The sequence below is a fragment of the Nocardioides sp. genome (assembly GCF_036405735.1).
GTDB lineage: Bacteria > Actinomycetota > Actinomycetes > Propionibacteriales > Nocardioidaceae > Nocardioides.
Genome location: NZ_DASWXC010000058.1, coordinates 127,412 through 143,124, shown reverse-complemented (window position 1 = coordinate 143,124; position 15,713 = coordinate 127,412). Strand labels below are relative to the sequence as shown.

Annotated in this window: 15 protein-coding genes; 9 read left to right on the top strand and 6 right to left on the bottom strand. The window is 72.4% G+C overall.

What is annotated here, in order from left to right; genetic code table 11:
• A complete protein-coding gene (locus VGE38_RS09570; protein WP_331142309.1) occupies nt 1-432 on the top strand; it encodes an Lrp/AsnC family transcriptional regulator in 432 nt (143 codons plus the stop codon).
• 7 nt (nt 433-439) lie between these two features.
• Here VGE38_RS09570 and VGE38_RS09565 read toward each other — a convergent pair whose 3' ends face one another.
• Nucleotides 440-808 (bottom strand): DUF6766 family protein, encoded by a 369-nt coding sequence (locus tag VGE38_RS09565; RefSeq protein ID WP_331142308.1) that lies wholly within the window; start codon nt 806-808, stop codon nt 440-442.
• Between the two features lie 156 nt (nt 809-964).
• Between VGE38_RS09565 and VGE38_RS09560 the strand changes: the two genes are divergently transcribed.
• Complete coding sequence (locus VGE38_RS09560) at nt 965-1,156, top strand: hypothetical protein (protein ID WP_331142307.1); 192 nt, start codon at nt 965-967, stop codon at nt 1,154-1,156.
• A 15-nt stretch (nt 1,157-1,171) separates the two neighbouring features.
• Here VGE38_RS09560 and VGE38_RS09555 read toward each other — a convergent pair whose 3' ends face one another.
• Nucleotides 1,172-3,946 (bottom strand): alpha-amylase family glycosyl hydrolase, encoded by a 2,775-nt coding sequence (locus tag VGE38_RS09555; protein ID WP_331142306.1) that lies wholly within the window; start codon nt 3,944-3,946, stop codon nt 1,172-1,174.
• A 195-nt stretch (nt 3,947-4,141) separates the two neighbouring features.
• Between VGE38_RS09555 and VGE38_RS09550 the strand changes: the two genes are divergently transcribed.
• Nucleotides 4,142-6,400: an EAL domain-containing protein gene (locus tag VGE38_RS09550; protein WP_331142305.1), complete on the top strand. Its 2,259-nt coding sequence runs from the start codon at nt 4,142-4,144 to the stop codon at nt 6,398-6,400.
• Here the strand turns inward: VGE38_RS09550 and VGE38_RS09545 are convergent.
• From VGE38_RS09545 to VGE38_RS09535, 3 genes are read right to left on the bottom strand one after another with little or no spacing between them, the layout of a single operon-like run.
• Entirely contained in the window at nt 6,397-7,254 is an 858-nt protein-coding gene (locus VGE38_RS09545) for a fructosamine kinase family protein (protein ID WP_331142304.1), read from the bottom strand. The genes VGE38_RS09550 and VGE38_RS09545 overlap by 4 nt on opposite strands.
• Complete coding sequence (locus VGE38_RS09540) at nt 7,251-7,736, bottom strand: low molecular weight protein-tyrosine-phosphatase (protein ID WP_331142303.1); 486 nt, start codon at nt 7,734-7,736, stop codon at nt 7,251-7,253. Before VGE38_RS09540 ends, VGE38_RS09545 begins: the two co-directional genes overlap by 4 nt.
• Entirely contained in the window at nt 7,733-8,122 is a 390-nt protein-coding gene (locus tag VGE38_RS09535; RefSeq protein ID WP_331142302.1) for a phage holin family protein, read from the bottom strand. The genes VGE38_RS09540 and VGE38_RS09535 overlap by 4 nt, the downstream gene beginning before the upstream one ends.
• Before the next feature lie 68 nt (nt 8,123-8,190).
• Between VGE38_RS09535 and VGE38_RS09530 the strand changes: the two genes are divergently transcribed.
• Genes VGE38_RS09530 through VGE38_RS09520 form a run of 3 tightly spaced genes read left to right on the top strand, consistent with a single transcriptional unit; the run spans nt 8,191 to nt 10,813 of the window.
• A complete protein-coding gene (locus tag VGE38_RS09530; protein WP_331142301.1) occupies nt 8,191-8,748 on the top strand; it encodes a VanZ family protein in 558 nt (185 codons plus the stop codon).
• On the top strand, nt 8,745-9,848 hold the full coding sequence (locus tag VGE38_RS09525) for a histidinol-phosphate transaminase (protein ID WP_331142300.1): 1,104 nt from the start codon (nt 8,745-8,747) through the stop codon (nt 9,846-9,848). Before VGE38_RS09530 ends, VGE38_RS09525 begins: the two co-directional genes overlap by 4 nt.
• Complete coding sequence (locus tag VGE38_RS09520; RefSeq protein WP_331142299.1) at nt 9,845-10,813, top strand: glutathione S-transferase family protein; 969 nt, start codon at nt 9,845-9,847, stop codon at nt 10,811-10,813. Before VGE38_RS09525 ends, VGE38_RS09520 begins: the two co-directional genes overlap by 4 nt.
• A 59-nt stretch (nt 10,814-10,872) precedes the next feature.
• Here the strand turns inward: VGE38_RS09520 and VGE38_RS09515 are convergent, their stop codons facing one another.
• The gene (locus VGE38_RS09515) at nt 10,873-11,823 is read right to left on the bottom strand and encodes a hypothetical protein (RefSeq protein WP_331142298.1); all 951 of its coding nucleotides are present in this window, start codon (nt 11,821-11,823) and stop codon (nt 10,873-10,875) included.
• A gap of 280 nt (nt 11,824-12,103) precedes the next feature.
• On the opposite strand from VGE38_RS09515, the gene pdhA reads away from it, so the two are divergent.
• Genes pdhA through VGE38_RS09500 form a run of 3 tightly spaced genes read left to right on the top strand, consistent with a single transcriptional unit; the run spans nt 12,104 to nt 15,551 of the window.
• The gene (gene pdhA, locus VGE38_RS09510; RefSeq protein WP_331142297.1) at nt 12,104-13,222 is read left to right on the top strand and encodes a pyruvate dehydrogenase (acetyl-transferring) E1 component subunit alpha; all 1,119 of its coding nucleotides are present in this window, start codon (nt 12,104-12,106) and stop codon (nt 13,220-13,222) included.
• Nucleotides 13,222-14,205 (top strand): alpha-ketoacid dehydrogenase subunit beta, encoded by a 984-nt coding sequence (locus VGE38_RS09505; protein ID WP_331142296.1) that lies wholly within the window; start codon nt 13,222-13,224, stop codon nt 14,203-14,205. The genes pdhA and VGE38_RS09505 overlap by 1 nt, the downstream gene beginning before the upstream one ends.
• Nucleotides 14,206-14,225: 20 nt before the next feature.
• Nucleotides 14,226-15,551, top strand: coding sequence for a dihydrolipoamide acetyltransferase family protein (locus VGE38_RS09500; RefSeq protein ID WP_331142295.1), 1,326 nt, complete (start codon nt 14,226-14,228; stop codon nt 15,549-15,551).
• The last annotated feature ends 162 nt before the right edge of the window (nt 15,552-15,713 follow it).

Genomic DNA, 15,713 nt, shown 5'->3' with positions numbered 1-15,713 from the left:
ATGGACGCCATCGACCGGCAGCTGCTGGACGTTCTGCGCGCCGACGCCCGGGTGTCGGTCCGCGACCTCGCCGGCCGGGTCGGCATCAGCCGGGCCAGCGCCTACGCCCGTCTCAAGCGGCTGCAGGACGACCGCGTGATCCGCGGCTTCACCGTCGAGGTCGACCACGCCGCCCTGGGGTTGGGTGTCGCGGCCTACATCCATGTGCGGATCAAGCAGAACTCCTGGAAGTCGTTCCGGGAGAAGGCATGGGCGATCGAGGAGGCCGCGCACGTGGCGCTCGTGGCGGGCGACTTCGACTGCCTGATGCTGGTGCGGGCGCGCAGCACCGAGCACCTGCGCGACCTGGTGCTCGAGCGGGTGCAGGCGCTGCCCGAGGTGCTCGCCACCCAGACGGTGCTGGTCTTCGAGGAGCACCGCGGGTCGGTGTGACGGGCGCTCAGGCCCCGGACTGCTCCTTCTCGGGCTTCGGCTCGTCGGACTCGTCGGGGTCCAGGCCCAGCCGCTCCGCGATGGCGTCGACCTTGCGCTCCATGCGCTCCATGTCCTCGGCGTCGACCTGGAACAGCCAGTGCTTGGCGCCCAGGAGCAGGATCGCCTGGAAGATCAGCTGCAGCCACTCGCTCTGCCAGTTCTCGAGCGTGCTGGCCCAGAAGTCGGTCATGTAGTCGGCCCACACGAACGGCTGGCCGTGCTCCTGCTGCTCGCTGCGGAACGTCGCGAGCTGGGTGAGGAAGTGCCCGAGCCACGAGCCCAGGAACAGCAGGACGAGCAGGTAGACGGCGCCCCAGCGGCGGATGTGCTTCATGGCAACACACTTCCTCTCTGCAGATGTGACGAGGCGCTGGTACCCACGGCGGCGCTTTGCATGGCCCGGAGTGCCCGCCGGGGACCCGCGTGACTGCCGGGGCGGCGGGTACCCGGTCACTGCAACCACGACCCCATGACGACCCGGAGGTGAGGCATGAGCGAGCAGGAGCGACTCGGCAGGCTCGACGACGATGCGGAGCAGCAGGAGCCGTCGTCGACCACCGACGGCCCGGCAGCCGAGGGAGAGTACGACCCCGCGCAGGGCTCCCCGGGCACCCCGCACCCGCCCCGGCAGGCGGGGTTCTCCGAGGAGATCACCCACTACGACACGGACCGGAGCGACTGACCGGCCAGTGAGCGGCTAGCCCGCAGGGGCGACCGACGGCACGTGCGTCACCTGGTCCCAGGTGAAGGTGTACGTGCCGCCGCTCGCCGGGACGGTCAGCGCGAGGTTGCTGCCGCCGGCCGCGCCCCCGGCGCCGTAGTTGACGTCCCAGGACCCGTCGATCGCCACCTTCCACTCATACGACCCGCCCGGCAGCGTGAAGGTCGCGTGCCACTGCCCGTCGGTCGTGTCGAACGCCAGGCCGGTGGCAGCGCACGCGGGGTCCCAGTCGGCCGGACAGCCGAGCTCGGACTGGAGACTGCCGGCCACGGTCACCGACCCCACCGCCGGCGCCGGCTCGGCGGTGGTCACCGTGACCACCGCGCTGGTCACCGGCGCCTGCCCGGGCTCGCGCAGCACGGCGCGGTAGGACACCGACGTGCCGAGCGGGAGGTCCGAGACGTCGTCGACGGCGGTGTACGCCGGCGCGGAGTCGTCCGTGCCGAGCGACGTCCACCCGCCACCGGCCACGCTGCGCTCGAACTCCACCACCTGTCCGGGCCGCTCCGGCTGGACGGTCGCGCTGATCGTCACCGGGTCGATGCTCGTGACGGTGCCGCCGTCGGTCGGCGCGCCGATGACGACCGCCGGTGACAGCACCTGGGTCGAGCGTGCCGCCGACCCCCGGGTGTGGCCGGCGTTGTCCAGCACGGCCGCGCGGTAGGCGACCGGCGTGCCGGGCTCGATCGCCGAGGTGTCGTGGAAGACCTGGTACGGGGCGGAGTCGTCGACGCCGATCGTCCGCCACGGGCCGTCTCCGACCCGGGCCTGGAACGTCACCTCGTAGAAGGAGGTCCCCGCGACGTCGGCCGCCACGTGCATCCGGCCACGGTCCTCGGCCGCTGGGGACGGGGCCCGGAGCGAGATGGCCGGCGCCTGATGCGATCGCGGGATCGCCCGCTCGGAGACGTAGACCGCCGCCGCGAGGCCGGGCAGCGTCACCGACAGCTCGCGGTGGCCGTCGGTGCGCAGTCGCGCCGGGCCCGCGCCGTACAGCTTCTCGAAGGCGCCGCCCCGCACCCAGGTCGGCACGTCGGCGGCCGCGCTCGCCTTGCTGTTGTTGAGCAGCACGACGTACTCCCGCTGGGTGGACCGGTCGAAGCGGGAGAACGCCAGCAACCCCGGACCCGAGGCGGCGTGGCGGACCTGCTGGGCGCCGTCGCGCAGCGCGGGGTGCGACTCGCGCAGCGCGTCCAGCTCGCCGATCAGCCGGTAGAGCGGGTGGCTGGGGTCGTAGTTGTCCGAGGCGGGCGTGCGGTCGGTGCCGAGCTGGTCGCCGGTGCGGTACTCCTCGACCTGGGAGGCGAACATCGTCTGCCGTGCCGACTGGTCGCCGCCGGTCCCGGCGAAGCCCTGCTCGTCGCCGTAGTAGACGACCGGGTTGCCGCGGGAGAGGTAGAGCAGCTCGTGGGCGAGCCGGTCGCGGGCGAGCAGCTCCTCCTCGGTGGCGCCGGGATTGTCGTTCCTCAGGAAGTGGCCGATCCGGCCCATGTCGTGGTTGCCCAGGAAGGTCGGCAGTGCGTAGGCGTTGGAGTCGGCGTCGGTGTACCAGTCGTCGGCGACGAAGAACTCGGCCAGCTGCTGCGCGCTCAGCCCGCGGGAGGCGAAGTCGCGCGCCGCCCACTGGAACGGGAAGTCGAGGATGGCCTGCATCCGGTTCATAGTCGTGTAGCGCGACGTGAAGGCCTTGGCGGCAGCGTCGCTGCCGTCGAGCGCGACCTCGCCGAACATGAAGAAGTCGGGGTTGCCGGCCTCGGTGGCGACGTCCTGCAGTGCCGGGCCGAAGTGCTGCCAGAAGGCGTCGTCGACGTGCTTCATGGTGTCGATGCGGAACCCGTCGATGCCGAACTCCTCGACCCACGTCGAGTAGATCTCGGTCATCCCCTCCCGCACCGTCGGGTGCTCGGTGAAGAGGTCGTCGAGGCCGAAGAAGTCGCCGTACTGGCTGTCCTCGCCGACGAAGGTCGTGTTGCCCCGGTTGTGGTAGAGCGTCGTGTCGTTGAGCCAGGCCGGGACCTTGAGGTCCTCCTCGCCGCTCTCCAGGACCGGCGTGTAGGGGAACGAGGTGGCAGGGTCGAGCGGTGGGAACGGATCGGGGTAGTCGCGGTCGTCGAACGGCGTGCCGTCGGCGGAGCGGTACGGGCTCACGTCCTTCGGCACGTACGCCGTGCGCGCACCCTCCTCGTAGCCGATGACGTCCGCGGTGTGGTTCGTGATGATGTCGAAGAACACCTTGATGCCGCGGTCGTGCGCGGCGTCGATGAGCTCGGTGAGCTCGGCGTTGGTGCCCAGGTGCGGGTCGATCTGGGTGAAGTCGGTGATCCAGTAGCCGTGGTAGCCGGCCGACGGGCCGTCCTCGAGCTGGACCGCCTTGTTCTTGAACACCGGCGTCAGCCAGATCGCGTCGGTGCCGAGCCCCTCGATGTAGTCCAGCCGCTCGCGCAGGCCGGCCAGGTCGCCGCCCTGGTAGAACCCCTTGGCGGTCGGGTCGAAGCCGTGGGTGAGCCGGTCGCCGCCGAGGCCGCCGGTGTCGTTGGCCGGGTCGCCGTTGGCGAACCGGTCGCCCATCACGAAGTAGAAGCTCTGGCCGGTGAGGCCCGGCCGGGGCGCATGGTGGGCGAAGTGGCGGCTGCGGTCGGCTCGATGCCGGTGGTCAGCGCCGCTGGCCATGGCCGGCAGCGTCAGGGGCAGCGCGATCGCGAGGCCGAGGGTGGCGGCGAGCAGGCGGCGGGGTCGCCGAGGTCCGAACATGACAGTGGCCTCCCGAGAAGTGACGTGCGTCACAGACGCTAGGCCCGGTCAGCGGCGTCCGGCAAGGGGCGTCGACGGCCCTTGCGAGGCGAAAACGGACCGCGGATGCCGCAACTGTGGCAGGTTCGCGCCGATGGATCAGGAACACGGCGTTGGGGCGGCCGTGGCAACTCGGACCTGCATCGGGAGGTGCGTATGGCGGTGCGGCGCTGGTGGCAGGAGCCACCCGCTGGTGCGACGGTGCGCGCGATCAAGCTGACGACCGGCATCCTCTACCTCTGCGGGGCGCTGAGCTGCGCGGTCGCCGTCGCCCTGCTCCCGGTCACCGCCGAGGTCCGGCTGGCCATCCTCGGGCTGAGCGCCGTCGCGGTGCTGATCGGGCTCGGCCTGCTGTGGCGCGGCGAGCGGCTGCCGCGCTGGACCTACCACGTCAACCCGCTGTTCGGGACGGGCGCCTTCGGCACCTTCGCGCTCCTGGTCGGCGCGGACGCGCCCAGCGCCGCGCTGGTGGCGCCCTTCCTGGTCATCGTCGTCAACATCCCGTTCCTCTTCGCGCTCCCCGCCCTGGCCGTCCACCTCGCGATCGTGTTCGGTGTGGCGGGCGCCCTGTTGGCGCACCTCGGCGAGTCCGCGGGCGCGATCACCCTCAACCTGGTCACCTGGCTGAGCGTGGCGGCGGTGGCGACCTACCTCGCCCGCCTCACCGACGCGCTGGAGGAGGACCAGCTCACCGGGCTGCCGAACCGGCGCGGCTTCGCCCGCCGCTTCGACCAGATCCTCCTCGCCTGCGGCCGGGACGGCACCCCGCTCACCCTGGCGATGCTGGACCTGGACCGGTTCAAGGTCGTCAACGACCTGCTCGGCGAGGAGGCCGCCGACCGGATCCTGGTCGACTGTGCCCGTGCCTGGGGAGAGAGGCTGCCCGCCAACGCGACCCTCGCGCGCTGCGGTGGGGACGGGTTCGGCCTGCTGCTGCCCGGCCGACACGCCGGCGAGGCCGCCGTGCTCGTCAACGACCTGCTCAGCTTCACCGCCGAGGAGGTGACCGCCTCGGCGGGCATCTCGCAGTGGCAGCCGGGGGAGTCGGCCAACCAGCTCAAGCGTCGTGCCGACGACGCCCTGTACGACGCCAAGCGCTCCGGGCGCGACCGCGCGGTCATCTTCGGGCGGCCCTCCGGCGCGGCCCCCGTGGACGGCGACCGCGCCGTCGACCCGGTCACCGGTGTGCCGTTCTACGAGCGGTCCGAGGAGGGGCAGTCCTGGTTCACCTCGGCGGCGCTCGTGATCGAGGTCGACAACTACCTCGCGACGACCCAGGTCGTCGGCTTCGAGGCCGGTGACCTGCTCCTGCTGGAGGCCGCGGAGCGCATCGACGCCGAGATCGAGGGCCTCGACGCCCGGGTACGGCGCCTGCAGGGTCCCCACTTCCTGGTCCTGGTCAGCGCCGACTCGGTGGCGGACGTGCGCGACCTGGCCGACCGGCTCGCCTACACCGTCGACCGGCAGCCGACCGGGCTCGCGGGCCAGCGCGGCGGCCTCACCGTGGGCGTCGCGCTCGCGGCCCGTGACGGCAGCGACGTGACCACCCTCATCCGCTCGGCGATGACCGCGGCGGCGTACGCCAAGCGCGACCAGCCCGGCACCGCCGTCTTCTTCGAGCCCGACATGGCCGAGGACGCCCGGGACCGGCTGGCGCTCAGCCGGGCCCTGCGCACGGCGATCGAGCAGCGGGAGATCACCCTCGTCTACCAGCCCCAGGTCCGGGTCTGCGACGGCGTGCTGGCCGGGGTCGAGGTGCTGGCGCGGTGGACCGAGCCGGAGCGCGGCCCGATCCCGCCGGGGCGCTTCGTGCGGCTCGCCGAGCAGATGGGCATGAGCCGCTCCTTCGACCGGATGATCCTGGACATGGCGCTCGAGCAGCTGCGCGCCTGGGACGACGCCGGCGTGCGGATCCCCCGCATCTCGGTGAACGCCATGGCCGAGACGGTCAGCTCGGGGACCATCTCCGACAACGCCCCGGCGCTGCTGGCCCGGCACGGCGTCGAACCGGAGCGGTTGACCATCGAGCTGCTCGAGAACCGGCTCCTCGACGAGGAGCGTGGCGCGGCGATGCTGCACCGGATCCGCGACCTCGGCGTCCGGGTCAGTCTCGACGACTTCGGCACCGGCTACTCCTCCTTCGGCCAGCTCGTGAGCCTGCCCGTCGACGAGCTCAAGATCGACCGGACCTTCCTGGTCGACCACGGCGGCTCGGGGGTCGACGTGACGGTCATCGGCTCGATGATCCAGGTCGGGAAGGCGCTCGGACTCGACGTGATCGCGGAGGGCATCGAGACCGTCGAGCAGCGGGACCGGATCTCCGACCTGGACTGCCCGGTGGGCCAGGGCCGGTTCTTCGCCCCGCCGATGCCTGCCGACGAGCTGGCGCGGTGGGTCGCCGCCCGGGGCTGCTAGCCGAGCGGTCGCACCGCGACGGCGGCCGCCCGGGCGCCGTACGCCGGGCCGAACAGGACCGCATGCACGAGCAGCGGGAAGAGCTGGTGCAGCCCGATGCGGTCGCGCCAGCCGTCCGCCAGCGGGCTCACCTCCTGGTAAGCGTCCAGGACGCGGTCCAGCTGCGGCAGACCGAAGAGCGCGAGCATCGCCAGGTCGGTCTCGCGGTGGCCGAAGTACGACGCCGGGTCGATCGTCCACGCGTGCCCGTCCTGCCCCCACACGACGTTGCCGTTCCACAGGTCGCCGTGCAGCAGGGCCGGCGGCTCGGCGGGCACCAGCTCCGGTAGCCGCGGCAGCACCGCCTCGACGGCCGCAGCCTCGTCGGCCGTGATCGCCGCCCGGTCGCGCGCCAGCCGCAGGTAGGGCAGCACCCGGTTGGTCGCGTAGAACTCCGCCCAGTCCGGCGCAGGCCGGTTGGGCAGCGGGAGCGGACCGACGAAGCCGTCCTGGTCCGCGCCGAACTCCGGCCGGGTCACGGCGTGAGCGCCCGCCAGCGCTCGGCCGAGCGCCTCGGCGCTCTCGCCGGTGGGGCGGCCCGGCTCGACCCAGCGCAGCACCAGGCACTCGTCGTCGGCGCCGAGCAGGTCGGGCACCGACAGCGGTGTCGCGGCCAGCGCCCGCAGTCCACGCGCCTCGGCGGCGAAGAAGCCCGCCGGCGGGTGCGGCATGGTCTTGACCAGCCCGGAGGTGCCGTCGTTGAAGCGCAGCTTCGTGAGCGTCGTGCCCGTCCCGCCCGCCACCGGGGACGTCGCGACGACCGGCAGACCGACGAGCGCCTCGGCCCGGCGCGCCACGGTCGGTCGCCTGGTCACGGAGCCAGCGCCCCGCCGATCTCGCGCACCAGGACCGCCGTCGTACGCTCCACCATCGCCAGCACCTCCTCGAAGCCGTCATCGCCACCGTAGTAGGGGTCCGGAACCGCGCCCGGCCCGTCGGGGTCCAGGTCGCGGAAGAGCATCACCCGCTCGGAGCCGCCGCCGAGATCGGCCAGGTTGTCGGCGTCCATGGCGAGCACCAGGTCGAAGTCGGCCAGCCAGGTCGGCGTGGAGTGTCGAGCACGGTGCCGGGTGGGGTCGAACCCGTGCGCGTCGAGCGTGGCGGCGGCGCGAGGGTCCATCGGCTTGCCGACGTGCCAGTCGGCCGTCCCGGCGCTGGCGACCGTGACGCGGTCGGCCAGCCCGGCCTCGAGCAGCCGCTGCTGCAGCACGACGTCGGCCATGGGGGAGCGGCAGATGTTGCCCAGGCACACCAGCGCGACGGCGTACCGCCCGGGGCGGCGCGGCGGCGGGATCACCGGTCCAGCGCCCGGTCGACGAGCCAGGAGACGAGCGTGACGACGATGGCGCCGCCGACCGCGGGCCAGAACCCGTCGACCCGGAAGCCGCCACTGAGACCGGGGTCGACCTGCTGCGCCAGCCACCCGGTCAGCAGCAGCACCGCCGCGTTGATGACCAGCAGGAACAGGCCGAGCGTGAGCAGCACCAGGGGCAGGCTGAGGATGGTGAGCGCCGGCTTCACGACCGCGCGGACCGCGCCGAGGATCAGCGCGACGCCCAGCAGCGGCACGGCTCGGTCCACCAGCCCGTCGCTGGCCGTGTCGGTGAACCGGATGCCGTCCAGGAGCCAGGTCGCGGCGAGGAGGGCGACGGCGTTCGAGATCCACCAGGCCAGGAAGCGCATGGCGCTCAGTGAAGCATGAGGCGGCCGGTGCTCGGCCGCCGGTCGGGGCGGCCCTCTAGGGTCGCACTGTGTTTCCGATCGGCGGCTACCCGGTGATGCTGCTCGGCGCGCTGGGCGTCGGCGCGGCGCTCGTGGTGCTGGCGGTGCTGGCCGGTCGGTGGATGCGCTGGCTCAGCGCCTGGTCGGTCGCCGGCCTGCTCTGGAGCCTCGCGGTGATCGCTCTGGTCACCCTGATCCCGGCCCAGGGTGCGCCCGGGATCGTGCCCGCCGAGGGCCGGCTGGACTCCTGCTCGTGGGACATCGGCGGCCCCGCCCCCGACGGCTTCTGGATCTTCGAGAGTGGCCAGCGGCTGCTCAACACCTTGCTGTTCGTGCCCTCCGGCGTGTTGGTCGTGCTCGCCGCGACCCGGCTGCGCGGCGTCTGGCCGTGGCTGCTCGTGCCGCTCGGCGTGGTGGCGCTGGCGGCGTACTCCATCGGCATCGAGGCGGTGCAGCTTTGGCTCGCGCGCATCGACCGCGCCTGCGACGTCACCGACGTCATCGACAACGTCACCGGTGCCCTCATCGGGGTCGTGGCCGGCGTCGGTGGGGTCGCCGTCGCCCGGGTCCTACGCTCTCACCCGTGAGCCCCTCGCCTCAGCCACGCCCGCGCCTCGGAGGCCTCCCGCCGTACGTCGCCGGCCGTCTGCCCGTCGCGCGACCCGGCCAGGTCGTCTACAAGCTGTCCTCCAACGAGAACCCCTACCCGCCGCTGCCGGGCGTCCTCGAGGCCGCGGTGAGCGCCGCGGCCTCGATGAACCGCTACCCCGACATGGGGAACACCGCCCTGTACGCCGCGCTCGCCGAGACGTACGACGTCCCGGCCGAGCGGCTCGCCGTCGCGACCGGGTCGACCGGACTGATCTACCAGCTGCTCGCGGCCTTCCTCGAGCCCGGCGACGAGGTCGTCTACCCGTGGCGCTCCTTCGAGGCCTACCCCATCGCCGTGACCGTCGCCGGCGGCGCGTCGGTGCAGGTGCCGCTGCGTCCCGACGGCTCCCACGACCTCGACGCGATGGCGGCGGCGGTGAGCCCCCGCACCCGCGTGGTGATCCTGTGCAGCCCGAACAACCCGACCGGCCCGGCGCTGACCCACGCGGCGGTCTCCGACTTCCTCGACCGGGTGCCGTCCGACGTGCTCGTGCTGCTCGACGAGGCGTACGTCGAGTTCGTGCGCCTCGACGGTGCGGTCGACGGCCTGGCGCTGCAGCGCACCCGGTCCAACGTCGTCGTGCTGCGCACCTTCTCCAAGGCCTACGGCCTGGCGGGCTTCCGGGTCGGCTACGCCATCGGGCCCGAGCCGATCGCGGCGGTGCTGCGTGCCGTCTCGTTGCCGTTCGGCGTCAACCTCGTCGCCCAGGCGGCCGCCGTCGCCTCGCTGGCCGCGCGGACCGAGCTGCTCGAGCGGGTCGAGGCCCTGGTCGCCGAGCGCACCCGGGTGCTGGCCGGCGTGCGCGAGGCCGGGTGGAGCGTCCCGGACGCGCAGGGCAACTTCGTCTGGTTCCCGCTGGCCACCGCTCGGATCCCGGACTTCGTCGCCGCCGCCGAGGGGCTCGGCCTCACCGTCCGGCCGCTCGGCGAGGGCGTACGGGTGACCATCGGCGAGGCCGAGGCCAACGACCGCGTGGTCGAGCTCGCGGGGCGCACCGTGGAGCTTTCCGCGGCTGATCTACGTTGGGGCACATGAGCGCCGAGGAGGACCTGCAGCCGACGTACGTCGAGAAGGGCCAGGAGTTCAACCGCGACATGCGGTACATCCCGGACCGGATCACCCAGGACGGCCGGGTGCCCCAGCGCGGTCCGGCCGACGTGCCGCTGTGGCCGGTCGAGCCCGGGCGCTACCGGTTGATCGCCGCCCGGGCATGCCCCTGGGCGAACCGCTCGATCATCGTGCGCCAGCTGCTCGGGCTGGAGGACGTCATCTCGCTCGGCACGCCCGGCCCGACCCACGACAAGCGGTCGTGGACGTTCGACCTCGACCCGGACGGTCGCGACCCGGTGCTCGGCATCGAGCGGCTGCAGGAGGCCTACTTCAAGCGCTATCCCGACTACCCGCGCGGCATCACGGTGCCCGCGGTCGTCGAGGTCTCCTCCGGGAAGGTCGTGACCAACGACTTCCCGTGGATCACCCACGACCTCTTCTTCGAGTGGCGCGACTTTCACGCAGAGGACGCTCCGGACCTGTGGCCCGAGGCGCTGCGCGAGGAGATGGAGGAGGTGATGCAGCGGATCTTCGTCGAGGTCAACAACGGCGTGTACCGCTGCGGGTTCGCCGGCTCCCAGCGCGCGTACGACGCGGCGTACCGCCGGCTGTGGGAGGCGATGGACTGGCTGGAGGAGCGGCTCGCGGACCGGCGCTACCTGATGGGCGAGGCGATCACGGAGGCCGACATCCGCCTCTACACGACCCTGGCGCGGTTCGACGCGGTCTACCACGGCCACTTCAAGTGCAACCGCAACAAGCTCACCGAGATGCCGAACCTGTGGGGCTACGCCCGCGACCTCTACCAGTCGCCCGGGTTCGGCGAGAACACCGACTTCGACCAGATCAAGGCGCACTACTACGTCGTCCACACCGACATCAACCCGTCCGGCATCGTCCCGCAGGGGCCCGATGAGTCGGTCTGGCTGGAGCCGCACGGTCGCGGCTGAGGGCCGGTCCCCAGGTCTGCGTGAATCTCGCCCCGGCCGGTCGGCCCTCCGGGCGAGATTCACGCACGCAGGCGGGCGAAGTGCGGGCGCCACCCGTCGCCGAGAACAGCCGGTACGCCGGGCACGCCGCGCTCCAGCGCCGCCCGCCGGATCCTCTCGAGGGTGCGCTCGGGCGTGACGTAGACCCCTCGGGCCAGCACCGTGATCAGTCGCCAGCCATCGTCGTGGCTAAGCTCGCGTCGCTCCGTGTCTTCCTCCCAGCTCTCCGCCCGATCGATATGGACCCGGCCGTCGTAGTCGATCGCCAGGCGTTGCTCCGGATAGCTCAGGTCGTACATCCGGACAGGGACACCGCACTCGTCGCGGATCGTGAAGTTCACCCGGGGCTCGGGCAGTCCTGCCCAGACGATCAGCATCCGCAGCCGGGTCTCCATCGGAGAGTCGACTCGCTCGCGCACGTCGGTCACCGCGGCGCGGGCCGCCTCACCGCCCGGCAGGGTGGTCGCGGCGCAGAAGGCGAGCAGCTGGCTCAGCGTGAGTGAGGTACGCCGAACGAGGTGGTCGCCGGCGACGACGAGGTCGAGCCGGTCCAGCACCTCGGCCAGCTCGACGAAGAGCTGGGCCGGCTGGGAGACCCGGGTGCCGTCCTTCAGCATGGTGAGCCCGGCCGGGCGCAGGTAGCAGTCGACTCCGTCGCGGCTGCGCCGGTCGCGCGCCCGGGTGACGGTCACCTGCTGTCGGCCCGTCGGCTGCTCCAGCGCCTGTGGCAACGGGACCCGGTGGATCAATGCCGCCGAGACATGGCTGGCCCAGCTCCCCTCGGGGAACGGCAGGGCAGCGGCGCGGGCGTGCAGCGCCGGAGAGACCGGCACCTGTGTGCCGACGTACACGCCGTGGGCCAGCGAGCGGTACCCCGGACCGCGCAGCTCCTTGTCCGTGACTCCAGCCGCCAGTGCGTCCCGGCGTCGGAACGGACGGTCGGTGTCGAGGGGCGCGTCGGGCGCGGACATGACCGCACTGTGGCGCGATCAGACGGAGCCGACTGGGGCCTCTCCACAGCCGTGCGTGAATCTCGCCCCGGCCGGCGCGCCCCGAAGGCGAGATTCACACACGCAGAGGGCTCCAGCGGACGGGGCCGGTTCGGCCTACCGCTGGGTAGCAGGTACGTTGTGACCGAGCCCGGATGTGGGCTGGGTCACACGCCGCGCAACCACCCTTCGCGGGGCGGGTGACCGCCGAGCACGACCGCGACGGTCGATCCCGTCAGGTCGCCGACGCTAGGAGGATGCCGTGAGCGAGCATCTGGAGACCCCCGCGGAGTCCCCGCACTTCGTCCAGCTCCTGACGCCGGAGGGGGTACGGGTCCAGCACCCGGACTACTCCTTCGACGGTGACGCGGAGCAGATCAAGGGCTTCTACCGCGACATGGTGCTGACCCGCCGCGTCGACATCGAGGCCACCGCGTTGCAGCGGCACGGCGAGCTCGGCCTGTGGGCCCAGCTGCTCGGCCAGGAGGCCGCGCAGATCGGTGCCGGCCGCGCGCTGCGTCCGCAGGACTTCGTCTTCCCGACCTACCGCGAGCACGGTGTGGCCTGGTGCCGCGGGGTCGACCCGCTGAAGCTGCTCGCGCTGTTCCGCGGTGTCGACCAGGGCTCGTGGGACCCCGCCGAGCGCAACTTCGGGCTCTACACGATCGTCATCGGCGCCCAGACCCTGCACGCGACCGGCTACGCCATGGGCGTCCAGCGCGACGGCGCGGTCGGCACCGGCGACCCGGACCGCGACACCGCGGTGGTCGCCCACTTCGGCGACGGCGCCTCCAGCCAGGGCGACGTCAACGAGGCGTTCGTCTTCGCGGCCTCCTACAACGCGCCCGTGGTGTTCTTCTGCCAGAACAACCAGTGGGCGATCTCCGAGCCGTTCGAGCGGCAGAGCCGGATCCCGCTCTACCGCCGCGCCGAGGGGTTCGGCTTCCCGGGCATCCGGGTCGACGGCAACGACGTGCTGGCGACGTACGCCGTCATGCAGTCGGCCCTCCAGCGGGCCCGCGAAGGCGGGGGACCGACGCTCGTGGAGGCCTACACGTACCGCATGGGCGCCCACACCACGACCGACGACCCCACCCGCTACCGCGTCTCCGACGAGGTCGAGCACTGGAAGCTGAAGGACCCGATCGCCCGGGTCGAGGCCCACCTGCGCCGCGGCGGGATGGCCGAGGAGTCGTTCTTCACGGGCGTCGCGGCCGAGGCCGAGGCGCTCGGGGAGCGACTCCGCGACGGCTGCCGCTCGCTGCCCGATCCCGCGCCCGGGCCGCTGTTCGACAATGTCTACGCGGAGATGACCGAGGAGCTGGCCGCCCAGCGCGACGGGTACGCCGACTACGTCGCTTCGTTCGAGGGGGTGGCCTGATGACCACGCAGAAGCTCACGCTCGCCAAGGCCCTCAACGCGGGGCTCCGCAAGGCGATGGAGGACGACCCGAAGGTGCTCCTCATGGGCGAGGACATCGGCCGGCTCGGTGGCGTCTTCCGGGTGACCGACGGCCTGCAGAAGGACTTCGGCGAGGACCGGGTGATCGACTCACCGCTCGCCGAGTCCGGCATCGTCGGCACGGCCGTCGGCCTGGCGCTGCGCGGCTATCGGCCGGTCGTGGAGATCCAGTTCGACGGGTTCGTCTACCCGGCGTACGACCAGATCGTGTCCCAGGTCGCCAAGATGCACTACCGCTCCGGCGGGCGGATCGGCATGCCCGTCGTCATCCGGATCCCGTTCGGCGGCGGGATCGGCGCGGTCGAGCACCACAGCGAGTCCCCGGAGGCGCAGTTCGCGCACACCCCGGGGCTCAAGGTGGTCGCCTGCTCGAACCCGGCCGACGCCTACTGGATGATCCAGCAGGCCATCGCCTGTCCCGACCCGGTGATCTTCCTCGAGCCGAAGCGGCAGTACCACGCCGGCGCCGTCGAGGTGGACACCGCCGCGACGCCGGCGCCGCTGTTCAGCTCGCAGGTGGTCCGCCCCGGCACCGACGCCACCGTGCTCGCCTACGGGCCGACGGTCGCGGTCGCGCTGCGCGCCGCGGACGCGGCCGCCACGGAGGGGAGGTCGCTGGAGGTGGTCGACCTGCGGACCCTCTCGCCGCTCGACCTGGCCCCGGTCTACGAGTCGGTACGGCGGACCGGCCGGGCGGTCGTCGTCCACGAGGCCCACGTCAACCTCGGCATGGGCGCCGAGCTGGCCGCCCGGATCACCGAGGAGTGCTTCTACTTCCTGGAGGCGCCCGTGCTGCGTGTCGGTGGCTTCGACACCCCGTACCCGCCGGCGCGGGCCGAGGAGCACTTCCTGCCCGACCTCGACCGGGTGCTCGACGCCCTCGACCGGAGCTGGGCGTGGTGACGGGCGGGATGACGGGCGGGGTGACGGCAGGAGTGCAGGAGTTCAAGCTGCCCGACGTGGGCGAGGGCCTCGTCGAGGCCGAGCTGGTCTCCTGGCAGGTCGCGGTCGGCGACGCGGTGCAGATCAACGACATCGTCTGCGAGATCGAGACCGCCAAGTCGGTGGTGGAGCTGCCCTCGCCGTACGCCGGAGTGGTGCTGGAGATCCTGGTGCCGGTCGGCGAGACGGTGTCGGTCGGGACGCCGATCATCCGGATCGGGCAGCCCGGTGCCGACACCTCCTCGGTGGCCGGGTCCCCGAGCGAGGCGAGCGGGGCCGAGACCGCCGCGCCGGAGGAGCCGATGGGCACGCTCGTCGGCTACGGCCCCAAGGAGGCCGGATCACAGCGGCGGGCGCGCCGCTCAGCAGGGGCCGCCCCTGCGGGTGGGTCCAACGGGGCCGCCCCGTCCGCGACCGGGCCCGCGACCGGGCCCGTGCCGGCCAAGCCGCCGGTCCGGGGTCTGGCCCGCGAGCTGGGCGTCGATCTGCGCTCGGTGACCCCCACCGGCCCGCACGGCGACGTCACCCGCGAGGACGTGACGTCATACGGTTCCGCGGCTCCGGCGACCAGGTCGTACGACGTCCCGCCGGTCACCTACACCGGCCGGATCACCCGCGAGCCGATCAAGGGTGTGCGCAAGATGATGGGCCAGGCGATGGTCGGCAGCGCCTTCACCATCCCCCACGTCACCATCTGGACCACCGTCGACGTCACCGCGACGACACAGCTGTGTGCGCGGCTGCGCACGGAGCCGGCGTACGACGGCGTGCGGGTGAGCCCCCTGCTGGTGCTCGCCCGGGCCTGCGTCGAGGCGCTGCGCCGGCACCCGCTCCTCAACGCGGTGTGGGAGGAGGAGGCCCAGGAGGTCGTGCTGCGGCACTACGTCAACCTCGGCATCGCCGCGGCCACCCCGCGCGGGCTGGTCGTGCCGAACATCAAGGACGCCGACCTGCTGGCCGCGCCCGACCTCGGGCGGGCCCTCAACCGGCTCACCGACGTCGCCCGCGAGGGGAGGACGCAGCCGGCGGAGCAGACCGGTGGGACGTTCACGATCACGAACATCGGTCCGTTCGGTATCGAGGGCGGCACGCCGATCATCAACCCCGGGGAGTCGGCGATCCTGGCCTTCGGGGCGGTGCGCAAGCAGCCCTGGGTCGTGTCGTCCGACGGCGAGGACCGGCTGGCGATCCGCGACGTGTGCACGCTGTCGCTGAGCTTCGACCACCGTCACGTCGACGGCGCCGCCGGCTCGGCGTTCCTCGCCGACGTGGCGGCGGCGATGGCGGACCCCTCCGGTCTGGTCTGACGCGTCAGGCGCCGGCCGCAAAGTGTCACCGTGACACTTCCAAACTGTCACCGTGACAGTTCGCCACAGGAGTGACCTTTTGAACTGTCACCCCTGGCGCCAACTGTCACCGTGACACTTTGCGCGGGCTGCGGCGCGAACGACCAGCGGTCTGGTCGGACG